Below are 21,729 nucleotides of genomic sequence, written 5' to 3' on the forward strand. Positions count from 1 at the left end.
TTGCTTTTTTCTTTTAATTATTTAATTTTGTTTTAATGACAGTACGGTCTCTTCATCCGGTGTAACATAAACCGTCTGCTGATGGTCATAAATCACGAATCCCGGCTTAGCGCCGCTCGGTTTCTTCACATGCCTTACCTGGGTAAAGTCAACCGGAACTGAGCTTGAATTGCGGGCTTTGCTGAAATAAGCCGCAAGGGAAGCTGCTTCAAGTATGGTTTTCTCGTCTGGCTCCTTGCTGCGGATAACAACATGTGACCCCGGAATATCCTTTGTATGCAGCCAAATTTCATCCCGCGCTGCCACCTTGTTGGTTAAATAATCATTTTGCTTATTATTTTTTCCAACCAATATTTCTGTGCCGTCTGTGGCGATGTAACGATCGAGATTTGGCTTCAGGTTTTGCTGTTTCTTGCTGCCGCGCTTTTGTCTTTCTCTTATATAACCGCCCTCAACAAGCTCTTCTCTAATTTCGGCAATATCTCTTGTTGAAGCAGTTTCCACCTGCTGCAGGAGAGAATCGAAGTAGGCTGCTTCTTCTTCAGCTTTTTTAATTTGCTCTCTTACAACAATAATGGCGTTCTTCGCCTTTTGATATCTTGTAAAGTATTTTTGTGCATTCTCGGATGGTGACTTACGAGGATCCAATGGAATAACAACGGTTCCGCCATCTTCATCGTAATAATTGATGACTTCAACTTCTTTCATTCCTTTTTGGATCGCGTAAATATTAGCCGTAATCAGTTCGCCGAATAATTGATGCCTATCGGCATTTTCAGCTTCCTTCAATGTTCTTTTCAGCTTTTCGATTTTCTTTTCATTTTTTTCTTTTTCATTCACAATGAAGCGCTCCAGGTCATTTGATTGCTGTTTGACCCGGTCTCTTTCCGCTTTTCCAAAATAGTAGCGGTCAAGCATTTCACTGAGTGAATTGAACTCTCTGCTTTTGCCTTTTAAATGCGCGAGCGGAAATAAATAAAAGCTTTCTTTTTGCTCTCCGGCTGTGATAGCCGGTTGTATGGAATGGTTTTTCACCAGGTTAATAAAATGCAAAAAGCTTTTTGGAACGGTTGTCCGATTGGCGAGGCCTGAATGATGAATAACTTCCTTCGCAAAAAGCGGAGAAACTCCTGCAAAATTGGCGACCAGCTGTTTATCAATTTTCCCGCTGTTAAAATCAATTTTCCGCAATATTTCCTGTTCATCTGCCTCAAACGGATTATGTTTGTCCTGTGAAGGCGGAAGAATATACTCCTGGCCCGGCAAAATTGCTCGATGGCTATTGACCGCAAACGAAACATGCTTGATGCTGTCCAGGATAATGTTACGAGTTTTATCCACCAGTGTGATGTTGCTGTGCCGGCCCATGATTTCTACGATTAACTGCTTATAGGAAGTATCGCCAATCTCATTTCTTCCTTTGACTTCAAATACAATAATCCGGTCCAATTCAATTTGATGGACATCTTCAAGTATATATCCCTCTAAATGCTTCCTTAAAAGCATGCAGAACATTGGAGGTTCGGAAGGATTTTCGTGCGCTTCATTCGTAAGCTGTACTCTGGCATAGCTTGGATGGGCGGACAGCAAAAGTTTGTGGTTTTTGCCGTTCGCCCGCACAACCACAATGATTTCATTTTTATATGGCTGCTGAATCTTATTGACTCTTCCGCCTTTTAAAGTATTGATAAGCTCTTTGGTCATAGCTCTTGTAAATAAACCATCAAATGACATATTGGAACATCCTCTTCTATTAAAAATAGCTTTTGATATTGATTAGCTGCTCTGACATTTTTATTTAAAGTTATAGAATTATTCTTTCATTAAAATGATAAAAATCAAGTCTAAAGGCCCGATTCTATTTTGGTCTGTTTAAGATCTCTGACGATTTTTACCAGCTGGTTAACGGTCGAAAGCTTTGAAAAGTGTATGCGGGCGTTAATCCCGCCGATTAACGACGATAACCCAAACTAAAGGGAAGATATGCTAGTTATTCTGTACAAAAAAGCGATCTTAGCAATTAATCCCTTAATAGACAAACCGATTCCACTTTTCTAATTAATAATAGCATTTTTTTGGACGGGGCAGAATAAGCTTTCTTTAGAGTGAGATTGGACAACTCTGCTTCACTTGAATTTAGCAAAAGAAGCAGGACGGTCCGCCGCCTGGCGGATTCTCTTTAATGTCTAGCTGTGAGCGCTGCTGGAAAGGTTGGATGCTTGATTTTAGCAAGCAAGAATTCGATTAGTTCCAGTGTCCCAAGACGCTCTCCGCTTTTCTCAAACCACAAAGGAGGAAGTGTGATGTCCGGATGAAGTTCCATGAAATGAATGAAAGAGAGGTCGAGCAAGCCTTAAATACAGATATTAAGGCGGGCTTAACGGAAGATGATGTAAAGAAACGGCGCAAACAATATGGCTATAACGAGTTAAAAGAGGGAGAAAAGCAGTCGGCTTTGCTCTTATTTTTTAGTCAATTTAAAGATTTCATGGTCCTTGTCTTATTAGCCGCTACCTTGATTTCAGGACTTCTTGGTGAATATATTGATGCGATAGCAATTATTGCAATTGTGGTCATAAATGGGTTTTTAGGTTTTTTCCAGGAGAGGAAAGCTGAAAGATCGCTTCATGCACTTAAGGAATTATCAGCTCCCCAAGTAATTGCGCTTAGGGATGGCCAGTGGAAGAAGATCCCTTCGAAAGAAGTTGTAGTCGGTGATCTTCTGAAATTTGCTACGGGTGACAGAATTGGGGCAGATGTGAGAATAGTAGAGTCGAATAGCCTGGAAATTGAGGAGTCCGCTTTAACAGGTGAATCTCTGCCTGTCCAGAAAACGACCGGCTCTTTAACAACTGCCAATCTGGCAATAGGCGATATGGAAAATATGGCTTTTATGGGTACGATGGTGACCCGGGGCAATGGATTGGGTGTTGTAGTAGGTACAGGAATGAATACAGCAATGGGCCAGATTGCTGACCTGCTGCAAAATGCGGAAACAATGGTTACTCCTTTGCAGCGCAGGCTGGAACAGCTCGGCAAAATTCTGATTACTGCCGCGATTTTATTAACAGTGCTAGTTGTAGCAGCTGGGGTGGCGCAAGGCCAGGAGTTATATACAATGTTCCTTGCGGGTGTATCACTGGCTGTTGCTGCCATTCCAGAAGGGCTTCCGGCCATCGTTACAGTAGCCCTGTCACTTGGTGTCCAGAGGATGATAAAGAAAAAGGCGATCGTCCGCAAACTTCCTGCAGTCGAAACACTTGGGTGTGCTTCTGTAATCTGCTCAGATAAAACGGGAACGATGACACAAAACAAGATGACTGTTACCCATCTCTGGAGCGGCGGGAAAGAGTGGAGAGTAGATGGAATCGGCTATGAGCCGCAAGGGCAATTTTACCGCAATGATAATCAAATTGAACCTAAAAATGATAAGGCTCTTCAGCAGATGCTCATGTTTGGGATGCTTTGCAACCATGCAGAAATACAGCAGAAAAATAATGAATTTGTAATTGATGGGGATCCGACTGAAGGGGCATTGCTTGTAGCTGCTATGAAAGCGGGCTATAACCGGAGCAGTTTGTTAAATCAGTTCCGGATCATTAATGAGTTTCCCTTTGATTCTGCCCGGAAAATGATGAGTGTTGTCGTTAAGGACCATAATGGCAGGCAATTTATCGTGACTAAAGGTGCGCCTGATGTTTTGGCCGGCAAGAGTGAAGCGGTTCTTTGGGAGGGAAAACGCCAGATATTATCCAGGGAGCTAACAGTCAAAATCCAGGGAGCCATTGAAGACCTTGCTTCCCAGGCTTTAAGAACGATTGCGATTGGCTATAAAGAAATTCCTTCAAAAAACGTCATTCTTGACGAAAAAGAAGCAGAACAGGGGCTTACCTTTATTGGCCTGCAGGGAATGATTGATCCTCCAAGGCCTGAAGTCAGGGAAGCTGTCAAGGAATGCAAGGAAGCCGGCATTAAAACGGTGATGATTACTGGCGACCATGTCATTACAGCCCAGGCAATTGCCAAGCAGTTAGGCATTTTAACAAAGGGATCCAAAGTTCTGCAAGGGAAAGACCTTGCCGAGATGTCGGTCGAAGACCTTGAAAATGTGGTTGAAGATGTGGCCGTTTTTGCAAGGGTATCACCGGAGCATAAGCTAAAGATTGTTAAGGCGCTTCAAAATAGAGGCCATATTGTTGCCATGACCGGGGACGGAGTCAATGATGCCCCTGCGATAAAAGCGGCAGATATCGGCATCTCGATGGGCATTACCGGAACAGACGTGGCTAAAGAGGCATCTGCCCTCGTTCTCCTTGATGACAATTTTGCTACGATAAAAGCCGCCATAAAAGAAGGAAGAAATATTTATGAAAACATCCGAAAGTTTATCAGATATTTGCTTGCTTCAAATGTGGGTGAAATTTTGGTTATGCTTTTCGCTATGCTGCTTGCACTTCCGCTGCCTTTAGTGCCAATCCAGATTCTCTGGGTGAACCTTGTAACCGACGGCCTGCCGGCGATGGCGCTCGGCCTTGACCAGCCGGAAGAGAATGTGATGAAACGAAAACCGAGAAGCCCAAAGGAAGGAGTTTTCTCCAGGGGGCTGGGCTGGAAGGTTGTATCGAGAGGATTTTTAATCGGCCTTGTCACATTGCTTGCGTTTATTTTTGCCTATAAAGCACACCCAGACCATCTGGCATATGCCCAGACTGTTGCTTTTGCCACATTGGTTATGGCACAGCTGATCCATGTGTTCGATTGCCGAAGTGAAAAATCGGTATTTTCTAGGAATCCTTTCGGCAATAAGTATTTGGTGTGGGCAGTTATCTCATCCCTCCTTTTAGTGCTCGTTGTTATATACTATCCGCCGCTGCAGCCTATCTTCCACACGGTTCCGATTGAACTGCGCGACTGGTTTATGATCACCGGACTGTCAGCTATTCCAACATTTTTGCTGGCCGGTACATTTTTGGCAAGAAAAACAAAATAAAATATGTTATAATCCTTAAGGTAGTAGAGATGGACTCTATTACCTTTCTTTTTTGCGCAAAAATAACTGCAAGTTATAATCCCCATTAAATTACTATATCTTTATCCATAGATTGCACAGTCTTCAAAGTGAGCTTAGACTGTTGTTCTTTTTTTGAAGGGTGAACTGTTCAGACGATAGCTCCTCTTAAAAGCTGTGCTTTTCCCAAAAGGAAGTGTAAGAAAATGGTTGTAAGTATGACTGGCTTTGGCAGAAGCAAGAAAGACTCCGGGCAATTTTCCATTACTGTCGAAATTAAGACTGTAAACCATCGTTTTTCCGAGTTTCATATGCGTATGCCCAGGCAGCTGATGCACATGGAAGATAAAATTAAGAAAAAACTTGGTGAGCATATTAAAAGAGGAAGAATAGAAGTTTATGTCACAATTGAAGGCGATGGTTTGGCCAGCCGAAAAGTAAATGTTGACTGGGAACTTTTAGATGAATATTATCAATACATAACTGCAATTAAAACAAAGTACAATATCCAAAATGATCTCTCTATCCAGGACATTATTCGGGAAGAGCTAATTGGCATAGAGGAAAAGGAGGCTGGCAATGAGGAATTGAGCCAGCATGTCCTTTCAGCAGCTGAGGAAGCATGCCTGCATTTAACTCAGATGCGGCAAGCTGAGGGGCTTGAGTTGGAAAAAGATGTCCGAAGCCATCTCAGTTTATTAAGCAAAAGAGTAAACCTGCTGCGCGAGTTCTCTCCAAAAGTAGTTCAGCAATACCAGGAAAGATTGGAAAAGCGTATAAAGGATTATCTGGATGGCCAGATTGATGAGCCACGGATATTAACAGAGGTTGCGGTGTTTGCTGATAAAGCGGATATTAATGAGGAACTGACAAGGCTGCAAAGCCATATTGGCCAATTTGAAAAAACACTTCAGCTTACAGAACCAGTTGGAAGGAAGCTCGATTTCATATTGCAGGAGATGAACAGGGAAGCCAATACGATTGGTTCCAAGGCGAATGATGCGGCGATAGCTGCAGAAGTGGTTGAAATAAAGAGTCTATTGGAAAAATTGAAGGAACAAATTCAAAATATTGAATAGCAGTTGTTTAGATTGCGGCTCTGGGGGTCAAAATAAATAACTGATGATTGGAGGACCCAAATGTCAATTAAACTGATCAATATCGGCTTTGGCAATATCGTTTCTGCCAACCGGATAATATCTATAGTTAGTCCCGAATCTGCCCCAATCAAACGGATTATTCAGGACGCGCGTGACCGGGGCTCTTTAATAGATGCGACATACGGAAGACGGACCCGGGCTGTTATCGTAATGGACAGTGACCATGTCATTTTGTCTGCGGTCCAGCCGGAAACTGTCGCACACCGATTAAACGACCGTGATGAAATTATTGAGGAAGGGTAGGATTGTTTAAATGAAAGAAAAAGGGTTATTAATTGTTCTATCCGGACCCTCAGGTGTAGGAAAAGGAACTGTTAGAAAAGAAATATTTTCACAGCCTGATACCTCATTTGAGTATTCTATTTCCATGACAACGAGAGCGCCAAGAGAGGGAGAAGTAGACGGGGTTGATTATTTTTTCAAAACCCGTGAGGAATTTGAAGAACTGATCCGTCAGGACAAACTGCTTGAATATGCCGAGTTTGTAGGGAATTATTACGGTACGCCGGTAGATTATGTAAGAGATACTCTGGACCGCGGCAAAGATGTATTCCTGGAAATAGAAGTTCAAGGTGCCCGCCAGGTCCGTGAGAAATTTCCTGAGGGGTTGTTTATTTTCCTTGTACCTCCAAGCTTATCTGAGCTTAAAAACCGTATTGTCACTAGAGGGACAGAAACGGAAGATATTATTAACAATCGCATGAGTGTGGCAAAAGAAGAAATTGAAATGATGAACCTCTACGATTATGTGGTGGAAAATGATCAAATCGACCTTGCCTGCGAGAGAATTAAATCCATTGTGGTAGCTGAACACTGCCGCAGGGAACGTGTAGAACCGAAATATAAAAAGATGCTGGAGGCTGAATAAAGATGCTTTATCCTTCTATTGATTCTTTAATGACTAAGATTGATTCCAAATATTCACTTGTTTCCGTTGCTGCCAAACGTGCACGTAAGATGCAATTAAACGCGAGGCCACAGCTTGAAAGCTATAAATCACATAAAAATGTCGGCAAAGCCCTGGAAGAAATCCATGCAGACCAGCTTCATTACCGTCTGGGCGAGAAAAAGGCTAATGAATCATACGAGTAAAACCGCTGAATAACAACCTTTCAAAAAGGTTGTTATTTTTATTTCTTTTCATGATAGTTCTGTTAAACTTGCCTGCTGATTTCCGCTACAGGCGCTCAGCGAACAGCGGGCGGTCAGGGAGCATCCACGGGCCTGCGGGGTCTCCTTTGGCTCGCTCCTACCGCTACAATCAACAGAGTGCCAAAATCAACAAAAGCTTTAACACAGCCAATTATTAAAGGTCTTTCGGTTTTAATAGATGAAAAATGACTGAACTTCTTGCATAATAAAACTATCATGGCATTCTCTTGCCAAAATACAATCACTCGTCCGGCACTGGCCATTTGAGAAAATAGCATTTTATAAAGCTGTTTAAGGAAGCGCCAGGCCTTTGAATAAATATGATTATTTTAGCTAAGATTGGTGGGGTCTAATAATGCTGACAGGCAAAAAAATATTATTATGCGTTACGGGGGGAATTGCTGTATATAAAGCAGCAGCATTGACGAGCAAGCTTACCCAGGCGGGAGCGGATGTAAAAGTTATATTAAGTGACTCTGCAGCAAAATTTGTGGCTCCCCTAACATTTCAGGCTTTGTCGAGAAACGATGTTTATACTGATACCTTTGATGAAAAAGATTCAAAGGTGATTGCCCATATTGATCTTGCAGACTGGGCAGATTTGATACTTGTGGCTCCGGCCACAGCTAATGTGATTGGAAAGCTGGCGAACGGAATAGCGGATAACATGATCACAACAACCTTATTGGCTGCAACATCGCCTATTTGGATTGCTCCTGCAATGAATGTACATATGTATAGCCATCCGGCAGTCCAGAAAAATATTGAAACGTTATACAGCTTTGGCTGCAGGTTTATCGAACCTTCTGAAGGTTATCTTGCATGCGGGTATGTTGGCAAAGGCAGATTGGAAGAGCCTGAGAAGATTACAGAGACGATCAGCTTGTTTTTCAGCAAGCCCAAGCAAGATCTTGCAGGAAGAAAAGTTGTGATTACAGCAGGTCCAACGAGGGAGAAAATTGATCCGGTCCGTTACATCACCAACCATTCTTCGGGAAAAATGGGCTATGCGATTGCGGAAGAAGCAGTTGCTGCCGGTGCAGAAGTAACTTTAATTTCCGGACCTGTGTCCATTAAAGCCCCAGATGGCGTAAAGCTTATAAATATTGAAAGCGCCGAAGAAATGTATCATGCTGCAATGGAAGAATATGAAAATGCCAATATTGTTATAAAAACAGCTGCAGTTTCCGATTATCGTCCTAAAGTGTGCTTTAGCCAAAAAATGAAGAAGCAGCCTGGAGACGAAGTATTGGAGCTTGAAAGAACAAAAGATATTTTGTTTGAACTCGGGCAGAAAAAGAAGGGCCAGATTTTAATAGGCTTTGCTGCTGAAACTGAACGGGTTGATGTATATGCAAAAGGCAAGCTGAAGAAGAAAAACGCCGATATGATCGTTGCCAATAATGTAACTTCTGAAGGTGCCGGCTTTGGGACAGACACCAATATTGTTACTTTGTTTAAAAAAGATGGAACTTCAGAAGAGCTCCCTCTTATGTCCAAAAAAGATGTTGCTGCAAAGATTCTTCAGGAAGCTGCGATTTTACTAAAGGATGAGCAGAAATGAATATTGCCAGTGTAATTGTTGATGTACCTGCCAAGCAGACAGACCGAGCGTTTGACTATAAAATACCTGGCCATTTGGCAGGTGTAATTCAGCCTGGCATGAGGGTCATCGTTCCATTCGGACCAAGGAAGATCCAGGGTTTTGTAACTGGCCTGAAAACAGAATCGGAATTCAGCCAATTAAAGTCCATTGCAGAACCAATGGATTTAAATCCTGTCCTAAATCAGGAGCTTCTGTCTCTGGGAGATTGGCTGACAGAGAAAACACTATGCTATAAAATATCAGCCTACCAGGCAATGCTGCCAGCAGCCCTTAAGGCAAAATATGAAAAAAAACTAGTATTGGCGGAAAAGGCAGACCGTGTGGCGCTTCCTGAAAAAGTGCAAACTCTTTTTGAAAATACTGAGGCAATCACCTGGGATGAAGCAGTGAAGGATGGAACTCTGTCGCTTTTGCAGAAAGAAGCTACCAATGGGAATATTGACATTATCTATCAAGTAAAAGAACGTGTGAAAAAGAAAAAAGTAAAGCAGGTATTTCCAGCCGCAGACCGAAATGGCCTTGCGGAATACATTGAAAAGCTGCCTGCTAATGCAACCAAGCAAAAAGAGGTGCTTGAATACTTCCTTCAGGATGACAGCCCGATCGAACAAAAAGAGCTATTCTCCTTCCTCAGAATAACCTCGTCAACAATAAAAGGGCTCATCCAAAAAGGGTTGCTTGGTCAAAAAGAAGTAGAAATTTATCGTAATCCTTTTGGAGACCGAGAGTTTAAAAGAACAGAACCACTGCCCTTGACCGAAGAGCAGAGAAAAGCAATTATCCCCATCCTGAATTCCATAGAGGAAAAAAGGCATGGAACGTTTTTGCTGTATGGCGTAACAGGCAGCGGCAAGACAGAGGTATATCTTCAATCGATTCAAAGGGTTCTTCAGGACGGAAAAGAAGCGATTGTCCTGGTTCCCGAAATTTCGTTAACTCCGCAAATGGTCAACCGCTTTAAAGGAAGATTCGGCGATCAGGTTGCCGTTATGCACAGCGGCCTTTCTGCGGGGGAAAAGTATGATGAATGGAGAAAGATTCAAAGGAAGGAAGTAAAGGTGGTTGTCGGAGCACGATCCGCAATCTTTGCTCCTTTTGAAAACCTCGGGATTGTCATTATTGATGAAGAGCACGAGACAAGCTACAAACAGGAGGAAAACCCAAGGTACCATGCAAGGGATGTGGCGATCGAAAGGGCTGGAAAGTATAAATGTCCGGTCGTTCTAGGCAGTGCAACTCCTTCACTTGAATCGTTTGCAAGAGCCCACAAAGGAGTATATCAGCTCCTATCCCTGCCTAAAAGGATGAATAACCAGTCTTTGCCGTCAGTTGAAATTATTGACATGAGAGAAGAGCTCCGGGAAGGCAATCGTTCCATGTTCTCCAGGGTGCTCCTTGATAAAATAAAAGACCGGCTGGAAAAGAAGGAACAGATTGTCTTATTTCTCAATAAAAGAGGGCATTCCTCTTTTGTTATGTGCAGGGATTGCGGCTATGTCATTAATTGTCCGCACTGTGACATCTCCTTGACTTATCACCGGTTTAACCAGCAAATGAAATGCCATTATTGCGGGTATGAAGCATCTGTCCCAAATACATGCCCGGAATGTGAAAGTGAACATATCCGTTATTTTGGAACCGGGACACAGAAGGTTGAAGAAGAGCTGGCAAAGGTTTTGCCGGAAGCAAAGGTCATCAGGATGGATGTGGACACTACCAGCAGAAAGGGATCTCATGAAAAGCTGTTGGACCAATTTCAGGAAGGTCATGCGGATATTCTCCTTGGTACGCAAATGATTGCAAAGGGCCTTGATTTTCCCAATATTACATTAGTAGGTGTGCTTTCCGCCGATACAATGCTCCATCTGCCTGATTTTCGTTCTTCGGAAAAAACCTTCCAGCTTTTGACCCAGGTCAGCGGGCGCGCAGGGAGGCATGAGCTTGAGGGTGAGGTTATTATCCAAACCTATACACCTGAACATTACAGTGTCGAGCTTTCAGGAGAGCAGGATTACGATAAGTTCTATGAAAGGGAAATGATGGTCCGCAAAATTCATAGATACCCTCCTTTCTACTATATCTCCCTTGTTACCGTCAGCCATGAAGAATTAATGAAGTCCGTTTCCGTAACTGAAAAAATAACACAATATATTCAGTCGCGACTATCGGCGGAAAGCATTGTGCTTGGCCCGGTTGCATCGCCAATTCCGCGGATCAATAATAGATATCGCTATCAATGTCTGATAAAATACAAGCGGGAACCTGAGCTTGGTCGGGCACTGAAAAAGGTCCTTGATAATTATCAGCATGAAATTGCTGCAGGAGGCCTTGCCATTTCAGTGGACCTGAATCCATATATTTTAATGTAAATATTTATGCTGGCATAAATCCGGTTATGATTAATCAAAAAATGGTTGAAAATAGATAAAAATGGAGGAAATGTTTTGGCGGTTAAAAAAATAGTAACGTACCCGGCTGAAATCCTGGAGGCAGAATGCGAATCTGTACAGGTTTTTGATAAAAAGCTGGGCAAATTATTAAATGATATGTACGATACGATGATTGAATTTGATGGTGTCGGGCTGGCTGCTCCGCAAATCGGCCTTGACAAGCAAATCGCCATCGTTGATATAGATGATGAATTTGGCACTATCGAGATGATCAATCCGGAAGTTCTTGAAACAGATGGAGAACAGACAGGGACTGAAGGATGCTTAAGCTTTCCAGGTTTATATGGTGAAGTTACGAGGCCTGATTATGTAAAAATAAAGGCTCAGGACCGCAAAGGGAAATACTATACACTCGAAGCTGAAGGCTTTCTGGCAAGAGCGATCCTGCATGAAATTGATCATTTGCACGGAGTTTTATTTACATCAAAAGTGACCAAGTATTTGAATGAAGAAGAGTTGGAAGGATTGGAAGCTGAATGACAAAGATTGTATTTATGGGGACACCCGATTTTTCTGTACCGGTATTGCAGCAAATAATAAAGGACGGCTATGAAGTGATTGGAGTCGTCACCCAGCCTGACAGGCCCGTGGGAAGAAAGAAAGTCCTCACTCCTCCGCCTGTCAAAGTGGAAGCTGAAAAGCAGGGCATTCCTGTGCACCAGCCTGAGAAAATCCGGCAGCCTGAGGAACTGGAAAAAATTCTTGCACTTAAGCCTGATTTGGTCGTAACTGCTGCTTTTGGCCAAATTTTGCCAAAAGAGCTTTTGGAAGCGCCAAAACATGGCTGCATCAACGTCCACGCTTCGCTTCTTCCTGAACTGCGCGGCGGGGCACCGATCCATTATTCCATTTTACAGGGAAAGGATAAGACGGGCATTACAATCATGTATATGGCTGAGAAGCTTGATGCAGGCGATATTTTAACACAGGTGGAAGTGCCTATCACTAAGACAGATACAGTAGGCACACTGCATGATAAATTAAGCGCAGCTGGTTCAAAGCTTTTGTCTGAAACATTGCCAAAGCTGCTGAAATGCGAGTTGACACCTATAAAGCAAAATGATAAGGACGCCACTTTCGCTTATAACATTAAACGTGAGCAGGAAAAAATCGACTGGAACAAAACTGGGGAGGAAATCTACAATCATATCAGGGGTTTGAACCCATGGCCAGTTGCTTATACAACATTTGATGGCAAAGTGATTAAAGTCTGGAGTTCAGAAAAGACAAAATTAGCAGGCAACGAGGCACCTGGGACGATTATCCGACTAGAAGAAGATGGGTTAGTAGTTGCAACCGGAAATGATACAGCTATCAAAATAACAGAGCTGCAGCCTTCGGGCAAGAAAAAGATGCCTGCAGAACAATTTTTAAGAGGGGCAGGCTCCCATCTTTCTGCCGGTGGCCGCCTGGGAGATAGCGAATGAAGAATCAAAAGACTAAAAATGTCAGAGAAACTGCATTAGAACTGCTGGAAACCATTGAAAAAAGTCAGTCCTACAGCAATCTTTTGCTGAATAACGCCATAAAAAAGAATGAAATCAGCCAGAAAGATATTGGCCTTCTTACAGAATTAACTTATGGCACTCTTCAGCGCCGGATGACCCTTGATTTTTATTTGAACCCCTTTTTAAAAGGAAATAAAAAAGTCGAGAGCTGGGTAAAGCAGCTGTTAAGGCTGACCCTTTATCAGATGGTTTACCTGGATAAGATCCCTGACCGTGCAGCTATTTTCGAGGCAGTGGAAATTGCCAAGCGGAAGGGACATAAAGGAATTTCCGGTATGGTTAATGGCGTGCTGAGAAATATTCAAAGGCAAGGGCTTCCATCCCTTGAGCAAATTGAGGATCCGGTTGAGCGGCTTTCCATTGAAACCAGCCATCCCTTGTGGCTCGTAAGAAGATGGGTTGATCAGCTTGGCTATGAAGAGACGAAGAAAATGTGCGAAATCAATTTGACTGCGCCACTGCAGACTGCAAGGGTGAATGAGGTCAAGGCCTCAAGAGAGGAATGCTTATCGCTTCTTGAGGAAGAAGGCTATGAGGTGGAAGCGAGCCCGTTTATTCCCGTAGCCATTAAGTGCTTGAGAGGTAATTTGGCAAACTCCCAAGCCTTTAAAGAAGGGCTGATAACGATACAGGACGAGAGCTCCATGCTCGTTGCCTATGCGCTTGGCGGAAATCAGAATGAAACCATATTGGATGCCTGTGCTGCTCCTGGAGGAAAATCAACGCACATTGCGGAAAATCTGCAAAATACTGGACAGGTCATCTCGCTGGATCTTCACGAGCATAAGGTTAAGCTGATTAATGATAATGCCATGAGACTGGGATTATCCAACATCAAGGCAAATGCGCTTGACAGCAGGAAAGTGCAAGAGCATTATGAAAAAGGATCTTTTGACCGGATTTTAGTGGATGCACCATGTTCGGGCTTCGGTGTTATGAGAAGAAAACCGGATATGAAATACACGAAAAAGGAAGAGGATTTATACCATCTTCACAAGGTTCAGAGAAATCTATTGGCTGCCGTTTCGCCTTTGCTGAAAAAAGGTGGTATTCTAGTTTATAGTACGTGTACAGTTGACAAGGAAGAAAACCAGCATGTCGTACAGTCATTTTTAAATGAAAGTGCGGACTTTGAAGGAGACATATCAGTCCGGGAGCGAATGCCAAAAGCTATTACTCCGTTTATAGACGGATATGAACTGCAAATTTTGCCGCAAGATATAGGTTCGGACGGGTTTTACATTGCCTGTCTGAGAAAGAAGGTGCAATAAATGGAACAAACAGCAACTGAGAAAACAGCAACAGCCGAACAAAAGCCATCTATTTACACTTTACAGCTGCATGAGTTGAAAAACTGGCTTAAAGAAAATAATGAGAAAGCTTTCCGTGCGGAGCAAATATTTGATTGGCTATATATAAAAAGAGTCTCATCCTTTGAAGAAATGACAAACTTGTCAAAAGGATTAAGGGATTTATTGTCGGAGAATTTTTCTTTGACAACTCTTAAAACCATTATCCAGCAGGAATCAGCTGACGGAACAATTAAATTTCTTTTTGAACTTCACGATGGGTATTCGATTGAAACCGTGCTGATGAGGCATGATTATGGAAATTCTGTGTGTGTTACAACTCAAGTAGGCTGCCGAATCGGCTGTACTTTCTGCGCTTCCACATTAGGCGGATTAAAACGCAACCTGGAAGCAGGAGAAATCGTTGCCCAGGTCGTAAAAGTACAACAGGCACTTGATGAAACAAGTGAACGTGTCAGCTCGGTTGTAATCATGGGCATTGGTGAGCCTTTTGACAACTATGAGCATATGCTTTCGTTCTTAAAAATCATCAACCATGACAAAGGCCTTAATATCGGTGCACGCCATATTACTGTTTCCACAAGCGGCATCATCCCTAAAATTTATAAATTTGCGGATGAGAATATGCAGATCAACTTTGCTATATCCCTGCATGCCCCGAATACAGAGATCAGAAGCCGCCTGATGCCGATAAACCGGGCTTATAAATTACCTGATCTTATGGAATCCATCAGGTATTATATTAATAAGACAGGAAGGCGTGTCAGCTTCGAATATGGTTTATTCGGTGGTGTCAATGACCAGGTTGAACACGCAGAGGAATTGGCAAAACTCATCAAGGATGTTAAGTGCCATGTCAATCTGATTCCGGTAAACTATGTGCCTGAAAGGGATTATGTGCGAACACCAAAGGATCAAATTTTTGCTTTTGAAAAAACTTTAAAGAAACATGGCGTTAATGTAACGATTCGCCGCGAGCACGGTCATGATATAGATGCAGCATGTGGACAACTTCGTGCAAAGGAGCGAAAAGAGGAGACGAGGTGACAGAATGAGAGCTGTTTTTATGACAGATCGTGGCAAAGTCAGACAGCATAATGAAGATAATGGCGGCATCTTTATGAACAGCAGCGGGCAGCGCCTTGCCATCGTCGCAGATGGCATGGGCGGCCACCGCGCTGGCGATGTTGCCAGTGAAATGACCTTAACCAGTCTAAAGGAGTTCTGGGAACAATCGGATGAAATCCAAACAGCTGAACAAGCCGAAGATTGGCTGAGGAAGCATATTGACCAGGTGAACAAAATCCTTTTTGAACATTCGAAAGAGAACGCAGAATGTGAGGGGATGGGTACAACCATTGTTGCGGCTATCTGTACGGACCGTTTTTCAACTATTGCCAATATAGGCGATAGCCGCTGCTATATCCTAAATGAATTAGGTTTCCAGCAGCTGACGGAAGATCATTCTCTTGTGAACGAACTTGTTCGTTCAGGGCAAATTACAAAGGAAGATGCCGAGCATCACCCAAGAAAAAATGTCCTTCTCAGGGCATTGGGAACGGAATCATCGGTTGAAATGGATATCAAAACCATCACTTTTGAAGAAAGCGACTTATTATTGCTGTGCTCTGACGGCTTATCCAACAAGGTAACAGTATCGGAAATGGACGAAATTCTCAAGAGTGCACGAAATCTTGAGGAAAAAGCCACAGTGCTAATCGAGCAGGCTAACCATAATGGCGGCGAGGATAACATTACACTCGTGATTGTCGAGTTTTATGATGGCAGTGAGAGCGGGTGATAAAAAATGATTAAAGGCAGAAGAATAAGCGGCCGCTATAAAATTCTCGATATGATTGGCGGAGGGGGCATGGCAAATGTCTACCTGGCCCATGATATGATTCTTGACCGCGATGTAGCCGTCAAAGTACTCCGGCTGGACTTTGCCGAAGATGAAGAATTTATCCGCCGTTTTCATCGTGAAGCCCAATCTGCTACCAGCTTAGCCCACCCGAATATAGTAAATATTTATGATGTTGGCGAAGAGGATTCAATCTATTATATTGTGATGGAATATGTAGATGGACAAACCTTAAAGCAATACATACAGCAAAACAGCCCGGTGCGTATTGATGAAGCGCTGGAGATTATGAAACAGCTCACTTCCGCTATATCACATGCCCACCAAAACCATATTATCCACCGGGATATTAAACCGCATAATATTCTAGTAGACAGGCATGGAAATGTTAAAATCACAGATTTTGGCATCGCTATGGCTTTAAGTGCTACAAGTATAACCCAGACTAACTCTGTTTTGGGATCTGTTCATTATCTTTCTCCTGAACAGGCCAGGGGAGGAATGGCAAACAGAAAGTCGGATATCTACTCCCTTGGAATTGTAATGTTCGAGCTTCTGACTGGCAGGTTGCCATTCTCAGGTGAATCTGCTGTATCGATTGCCCTAAAGCATCTGCAATCGGAGACACCATCACTTAAAAGGTGGAATCCGTCTATACCGCAGAGCGTTGAAAATATTGTTTTAAAAGCAACAGCCAAAGATCCTTTCCATCGGTATGATACGGTGGATGAAATGGAAGAGGATATAAGAACAGCGCTGGATCCGGAACGGCTCCATGAAGAAAAGTTTATGGCTCCGATTGATGATGATGCCACTAAAGCAATTCCTGTCATTACAGATGACCGGCCATATCAAAATATGGATGAGACACTTGTCCATGCAAAAGATCCTAAGGCTGATACCCAGCCGGTTGCTAAGCAAAAGCAGGAAAAGAAGAAAAAGAAAAAGAAAAAGAAAAAGAAATGGCCGTTCATTTTGGTATCAATGTTCCTTACACTCATTGCATTAGGTGTTTTGGCTGTAACTGTTCTTCCAGACCTCCTGGAGCCGAAGGATGTCCAGGTTCCCGATGTGTCTGGAAAAGAAGTGGAAGATGCCGTGGCAGAGCTTGTTGCTGCAGGGTTTGCCGTCAATGAATCCATACCGATCAGCGACCCTGAAATAGAAGAAGGACATGTGGTTAAAACGGACCCGAAAGCGGGTAGAACCGTTAAAGAAGGAACCTCCATAGACATCTATGAAAGCACCGGCAAGGAAAAGTTTGAACTATCCGATTACCAGGGCCGCGAATTTGATGAAGTGGTTCGATTGCTGGAAGGCAAAGGTTTTAAAAGCATAAAAAAGAACGAAGAAAATAATGAAAGCGAGCCGGCAGGCGCAATCCTCGACCAAAACTTTTCAGAAGGCGATCTTGTCGTGCCTGAGGAAACAGACTTGGTATTTACCGTCAGCAAAGGGCCTGCTCCAATCTCATTGAAGAATTTACAGGGATATAATGAAAAAGGCCTCCAGGAATATGAAGAGTCTTCAGGCTTAAACATAGAATATGCTGAAGCTGAGTACCATGATGAAGTTCCAGAAGGTCTTGTTATAAAACAAGATCCTGCGCCTGGAACAAACCTGACAAGAGGCCAGAAGGTTACTGTGGTACTTTCAAAAGGTAAAGAAGAACTTCCTCCAAAAACGGTGAATGTGGATATAAACGTCCCATACCAGCCTGCCGTAGAAGGAGAGCCTCAGCATGTTCAAATATTTTTTAGGGATATGAATAATACTGGAGATGCACCGGCAGTGGATCAGTTTATTGAGGAAGATACAATCATAACTATTGATATGACTATTGCTCCGGAACAAAATGGCTTCTATAAAGTACAGATAGATGGCAAGGTTTATGAACAAAATGAAGTTCCTTATCCTGAAGAATCTTAAGCAAGGAGTGTTGCTATGCCTGAGGGCAAAATTATTAAAGCCTTAAGCGGGTTTTATTATGTGTTAAGCGGTGATGAAACGATCCAGTGCCGCGGACGCGGTGTTTTCCGCAAAAATAAGGTAAACCCGCTCGTCGGTGATGAAGTGGTTTTCCAGGCCGAGAATAATACTGAAGGTTATATTCTAGAAGTGAAGGACCGGAAAAATGAACTGATCCGGCCTCCGATTGCAAATGTGGACCAGGCTATTCTTGTATTTTCCGCAGTGGAGCCCGGGTTTAGCACAACGCTTTTAGATCGGTTCCTTGTCCTGGTTGAATACAACCATATTAAGCCAATTATTTGTATTACAAAAATTGACCTGACAAATCAAGAGGAATATAAACAGATTCAGCAATATGCAGCAGATTACCGCCAGGCTGGATATGATGTCCTGCTCGCTTCCTCCGAAACAGAAGAAGGAGTCAAGGATCTAATGCCATATTTGGAAGGTGAGATCTCGGTGTTTGCCGGACAGTCTGGTGTGGGAAAATCCTCCCTGTTAAATGTGTTAAGGCCAGATTTGGAGCTGAAAACCAATGATATATCTTCACACCTGGGCAGGGGGAAGCACACGACAAGGCATGTAGAGCTCATCGAGGTAGGCAAGGGGCTTGTTGCAGATACTCCAGGATTCAGTTCTCTGGATTTCACTGATATTGAAATGGAAGAATTGAACTTTTGCTTTCCTGAAATTCAGGCGAAGAGCGAGGAATGCAAATTCAGGGGATGCCTCCATATGGCAGAGCCAAAGTGCGCCGTGAAGACTGCAAGTGAAAACGGTGAAATTCCTTCCTACAGGTACGAGCATTACAAAACGTTCTTACAGGAAATAAAAGATAGAAAGCCGAGGTATTAATTGATGGTTAAAATCGCACCTTCTATTTTATCAGCCGATTTTTCCAACTTAGGAGAAGAGATTAAGGATGTAGAACGGGGAGGAGCAGATTATATCCATGTGGATGTAATGGACGGCCACTTTGTTCCCAATATCACGATTGGCCCTTTAATTGTGGATGCTATTCGTCCAGTCACGAAGCTTCCATTGGATGTCCATCTGATGATTGAAAACCCGGATGCATATATTGAGGCATTTGCAAAAGCAGGAGCCGACTATATAACAGTACATGTAGAAGCATCCCGGCACCTGCATAGAACCGTCCATTTTATAAAGTCTTTTGGTGTAAAAGCAGGTGTGGTCCTAAATCCGGCTACCCCTGTAAATGCAATTGAGCATATCATCGAAGATATCGATATGGTTCTGCTGATGTCCGTTAATCCTGGCTTTGGGGGCCAGAAATTCATTCCTTCCGTCCTTTCGAAAATTGCAGCAGTTAAGGAGATGGCAGATTCTAAAGGGCTGGAAATTGAAATCGAGATTGACGGCGGCGTAAACGAAGAAACAGCCAAGCAATGTATCGATGCAGGAGCCAATGTCCTGGTTGCCGGATCTGCTATTTATAATCAAAAAGACAGAGCCAAGGCGATTGCAGCTTTAAAAGGTTCAAGATAAAAAGAAGCCAGCTGTGCAGCAGCTGGCTTTTTTGCAAATATAAGAGAAGTTCTTAGAGCGGCGTGAGCGCCTCTTGATGCAGCGTTTTTTAAAAAATGGAGTGAATAATTAATGAAGATAAATATTCTGGCAGGGGGACCGGAGGACCTGCTTCCGGATCTGTCACTTTATGAAAATGATAGCGATATGTGGGTCGGTGTAGATAGAGGAGTTCTGACACTGATCCAAAATGGCATTCAGCCACAACTTGCATTTGGCGATTTTGATTCAGTGACACTGGAGGAATTGTCATTGATTAAGGAAAAAGTAAAAGAGCTAAACAGATTCAAGCCGGAAAAAGATGAAACAGACATGGAGCTTGCATTGAATTGGGCGCTCGAGCAGAGTCTGGAGAGAATACGGCTATTCGGGGCAACAGGAGGAAGGCTTGATCACTTATTCGCTAATATTCAGCTTCTTATAAAGCCTGTTCTGCAAAAGAACCCTGTTCAAATTGAAATAATCGACAGAAAAAATATAGTCTATATAAAACCCGCTGGGGAGTACACGATACAAAAAAATAAAAGGTTTAAGTACATTTCTTTTATCCCGATCACCATGGAAGTCAAAGGCATTACGCTAAAGGATTTCAAGTATCCGCTGGCAAATCATACAATTCCTATTGGTTCAACACTATGTATAAGTAATGAACTTAATAACGATTATGGTACTTTTTCTTTTACTGAAGGCATATTAATGGTTGTAAGAAGCAAGGATTAATTGAAAAGCTGAAGGCGCCAGCCTATGGTGCCAAAAGCCAGACATCTGTCTAAGTTGAAATTGCTTTCTAATCATTTTTAGAAATCATGAGTACTTATCTTTCATTATTTGAATAAGATAGTAAGGACGATTTAAGGACAGAATGGATGCGTAAGATCGTGAGGAGGGACACGAGTAATGAGATTTTATACAATTAAACTTCCGAAATTTTTAGGGGGCATTGTACGTGCCATGCTAGGAACCTTCAAAAAGGGCTAAACCCATACATTTCAAAAACAGATAAAAAGCAGTTATCAGAGTCAAACTGGGCACCTCTCCACGGGGTGCTTTTATTTTTTGCAGAATTGGGGAGACTGATAGTGGAGTAAAATTCCGGCAAATAAAAAGGACATCCAATATAGGATGTCCCGAGCATATTAAACACGCTCTACTTTACCTGATTTAAGTGCTCTTGCAGAAACCCAAACACGTTTAGGCTTGCCGTCTACAAGAATACGTACCTTTTGAAGGTTAGCACCCCAAGTACGCTTGTTAGCGTTCATCGCGTGAGAACGTGCGTTACCTGAAGTTGTCTTTTTACCAGTTACAACACATTTGCGTGGCATGTATGTTTCCCTCCTTACTATACCAAAGCTGAAACTATTTTTCATGCTTTCATTTGCAATCGTCAGATTCATCCATCTGAATTAATGTGAAAATCCTGTTCGGCTTTCGACATTAAAAGATACTTTAATAATTTATCACACAACCCTTCTGATTGCAATAGTTTGCTTTCAAGAAAATTTCCTTGACATAGGGGTAGGCAACATGAGCTATAATAGAGATGGGGAAGTATGACTTTCAAATTCACAGCCCATATAGTAAAATGTCATAAGATATGCTTAAAGCTTTGGAGTTAGGAAGAATGCTGTCTGGCTGAATAAAGCAGCATGTTTTTATTTTGCGGCTTGGGCTTAGCGGCAGTTTCAAGTGGAATGCAAGCGCTCCGGCTTGAATGGGAGCGTTTGAACGCAGTGCGCTTTTCTTAATATAAAGCAATTTCCAAAGGGGGAACGAAACATGTCCATCGAACTAAAAACTAATTTCGGGCAAATTGATATCTCAAATGACGTTATTGCAACGATTGCAGGCGGAGCAGCAGTGGACTGCTATGGCATTGTAGGAATGGCCTCTAAGAATCAAATTAAAGATGGCTTAACCGATATTCTTCGCAAAGAGAATTTCACGCGCGGAGTGATTGTGCGCCAGGAAGAAGATGAAGTACATATCGACATGTATATTATTGTAAGTTACGGAACGAAAATTTCCGAGGTTGCCCACAACGTGCAATCTAAAGTAAAGTACACCCTTGATAAAACAGTGGGGCTCAGCACAGACTCGGTTAATATTTACGTTCAGGGAGTTCGTGTAACGAACCCGTAGTGAGGAGGAAAGA

20 protein-coding genes are annotated in these 21,729 nt (G+C 42.7%); 18 read left to right on the forward strand and 2 right to left on the reverse strand.

The window, feature by feature from the left end; all coding sequences use genetic code 11:
* Positions 1-21 precede the first annotated feature (21 nt).
* On the reverse strand, positions 22-1,734 hold the full coding sequence (locus IQ19_RS10835; RefSeq protein WP_144542440.1) for an Rqc2 family fibronectin-binding protein: 1,713 nt from the start codon (positions 1,732-1,734) through the stop codon (positions 22-24).
* A gap of 577 nt (positions 1,735-2,311) precedes the next feature.
* Here IQ19_RS10835 and IQ19_RS10840 point away from each other — a divergent pair.
* The 17 genes from IQ19_RS10840 (at position 2,312) to spoVM (ending at position 20,552) form a co-directional block, all read left to right on the forward strand.
* On the forward strand, positions 2,312-4,990 hold the full coding sequence (locus tag IQ19_RS10840; RefSeq protein WP_144542441.1) for a calcium-translocating P-type ATPase, SERCA-type: 2,679 nt from the start codon (positions 2,312-2,314) through the stop codon (positions 4,988-4,990).
* Positions 4,991-5,214: 224 nt separating this feature from the next.
* Positions 5,215-6,087 (forward strand): YicC/YloC family endoribonuclease, encoded by an 873-nt coding sequence (locus IQ19_RS10845; protein ID WP_144542442.1) that lies wholly within the window; start codon positions 5,215-5,217, stop codon positions 6,085-6,087.
* A gap of 60 nt (positions 6,088-6,147) precedes the next feature.
* Complete coding sequence (remA, locus tag IQ19_RS10850) at positions 6,148-6,411, forward strand: extracellular matrix/biofilm regulator RemA (RefSeq protein ID WP_026585597.1); 264 nt, start codon at positions 6,148-6,150, stop codon at positions 6,409-6,411.
* A 10-nt stretch (positions 6,412-6,421) separates the two neighbouring features.
* Positions 6,422-7,036, forward strand: a complete 615-nt coding sequence (gene gmk, locus IQ19_RS10855) for a guanylate kinase (RefSeq protein WP_144542443.1) — start codon at positions 6,422-6,424, stop codon at positions 7,034-7,036.
* 2 nt (positions 7,037-7,038) lie between these two features.
* Positions 7,039-7,260 (forward strand): DNA-directed RNA polymerase subunit omega, encoded by a 222-nt coding sequence (gene rpoZ, locus IQ19_RS10860; protein WP_144542444.1) that lies wholly within the window; start codon positions 7,039-7,041, stop codon positions 7,258-7,260.
* Positions 7,261-7,675: 415 nt separating this feature from the next.
* Complete coding sequence (gene coaBC / locus IQ19_RS10865; RefSeq protein WP_144542445.1) at positions 7,676-8,884, forward strand: bifunctional phosphopantothenoylcysteine decarboxylase/phosphopantothenate--cysteine ligase CoaBC; 1,209 nt, start codon at positions 7,676-7,678, stop codon at positions 8,882-8,884.
* Positions 8,881-11,295 (forward strand): primosomal protein N', encoded by a 2,415-nt coding sequence (gene priA, locus IQ19_RS10870; protein WP_144542446.1) that lies wholly within the window; start codon positions 8,881-8,883, stop codon positions 11,293-11,295. The genes coaBC and priA overlap by 4 nt, the downstream gene beginning before the upstream one ends.
* Positions 11,296-11,370: 75 nt before the next feature.
* Positions 11,371-11,856 (forward strand): peptide deformylase, encoded by a 486-nt coding sequence (gene def, locus IQ19_RS10875; protein ID WP_144542447.1) that lies wholly within the window; start codon positions 11,371-11,373, stop codon positions 11,854-11,856.
* Positions 11,853-12,803 carry a methionyl-tRNA formyltransferase gene (gene fmt / locus IQ19_RS10880; protein ID WP_144542448.1) on the forward strand — a complete coding sequence of 317 codons (951 nt, stop codon included), beginning with the start codon at positions 11,853-11,855 and terminating at the stop codon, positions 12,801-12,803. Before def ends, fmt begins: the two co-directional genes overlap by 4 nt.
* Positions 12,800-14,155 carry a 16S rRNA (cytosine(967)-C(5))-methyltransferase RsmB gene (gene rsmB, locus IQ19_RS10885; protein ID WP_144542449.1) on the forward strand — a complete coding sequence of 452 codons (1,356 nt, stop codon included), beginning with the start codon at positions 12,800-12,802 and terminating at the stop codon, positions 14,153-14,155. Before fmt ends, rsmB begins: the two co-directional genes overlap by 4 nt.
* On the forward strand, positions 14,156-15,241 hold the full coding sequence (gene rlmN, locus IQ19_RS10890; protein WP_144542450.1) for a dual-specificity RNA methyltransferase RlmN: 1,086 nt from the start codon (positions 14,156-14,158) through the stop codon (positions 15,239-15,241). It begins immediately after the preceding gene.
* A 4-nt stretch (positions 15,242-15,245) separates the two neighbouring features.
* Positions 15,246-15,995 carry a Stp1/IreP family PP2C-type Ser/Thr phosphatase gene (locus tag IQ19_RS10895; RefSeq protein ID WP_144542451.1) on the forward strand — a complete coding sequence of 250 codons (750 nt, stop codon included), beginning with the start codon at positions 15,246-15,248 and terminating at the stop codon, positions 15,993-15,995.
* Between the two features lie 6 nt (positions 15,996-16,001).
* Complete coding sequence (gene pknB, locus IQ19_RS10900; protein ID WP_144542452.1) at positions 16,002-17,984, forward strand: Stk1 family PASTA domain-containing Ser/Thr kinase; 1,983 nt, start codon at positions 16,002-16,004, stop codon at positions 17,982-17,984.
* Between the two features lie 15 nt (positions 17,985-17,999).
* Positions 18,000-18,881: a ribosome small subunit-dependent GTPase A gene (gene rsgA / locus IQ19_RS10905; RefSeq protein WP_144542453.1), complete on the forward strand. Its 882-nt coding sequence runs from the start codon at positions 18,000-18,002 to the stop codon at positions 18,879-18,881.
* A 3-nt stretch (positions 18,882-18,884) separates the two neighbouring features.
* The gene (rpe, locus tag IQ19_RS10910) at positions 18,885-19,535 is read left to right on the forward strand and encodes a ribulose-phosphate 3-epimerase (protein WP_144542454.1); all 651 of its coding nucleotides are present in this window, start codon (positions 18,885-18,887) and stop codon (positions 19,533-19,535) included.
* 111 nt (positions 19,536-19,646) lie between these two features.
* Positions 19,647-20,294 carry a thiamine diphosphokinase gene (locus IQ19_RS10915; protein ID WP_144542455.1) on the forward strand — a complete coding sequence of 216 codons (648 nt, stop codon included), beginning with the start codon at positions 19,647-19,649 and terminating at the stop codon, positions 20,292-20,294.
* Positions 20,295-20,471: 177 nt separating this feature from the next.
* Positions 20,472-20,552: a stage V sporulation protein SpoVM gene (gene spoVM, locus IQ19_RS10920; protein WP_019381739.1), complete on the forward strand. Its 81-nt coding sequence runs from the start codon at positions 20,472-20,474 to the stop codon at positions 20,550-20,552.
* A 158-nt stretch (positions 20,553-20,710) separates the two neighbouring features.
* On the opposite strand, the gene rpmB is transcribed toward spoVM, so the two are convergent.
* Positions 20,711-20,899, reverse strand: a complete 189-nt coding sequence (rpmB, locus tag IQ19_RS10925) for a 50S ribosomal protein L28 (protein WP_019381740.1) — start codon at positions 20,897-20,899, stop codon at positions 20,711-20,713.
* A 454-nt stretch (positions 20,900-21,353) separates the two neighbouring features.
* On the opposite strand from rpmB, the gene IQ19_RS10930 reads away from it, so the two are divergent.
* Positions 21,354-21,716, forward strand: a complete 363-nt coding sequence (locus IQ19_RS10930; protein WP_009330806.1) for an Asp23/Gls24 family envelope stress response protein — start codon at positions 21,354-21,356, stop codon at positions 21,714-21,716.
* The last annotated feature ends 13 nt before the right edge of the window (positions 21,717-21,729 follow it).

Origin of the sequence: Cytobacillus oceanisediminis (assembly GCF_007830235.1) — a bacterium.
In the GTDB taxonomy this organism is placed as follows: Bacteria; Bacillota; Bacilli; order Bacillales; family Cytobacillaceae; genus Cytobacillus; species Cytobacillus oceanisediminis.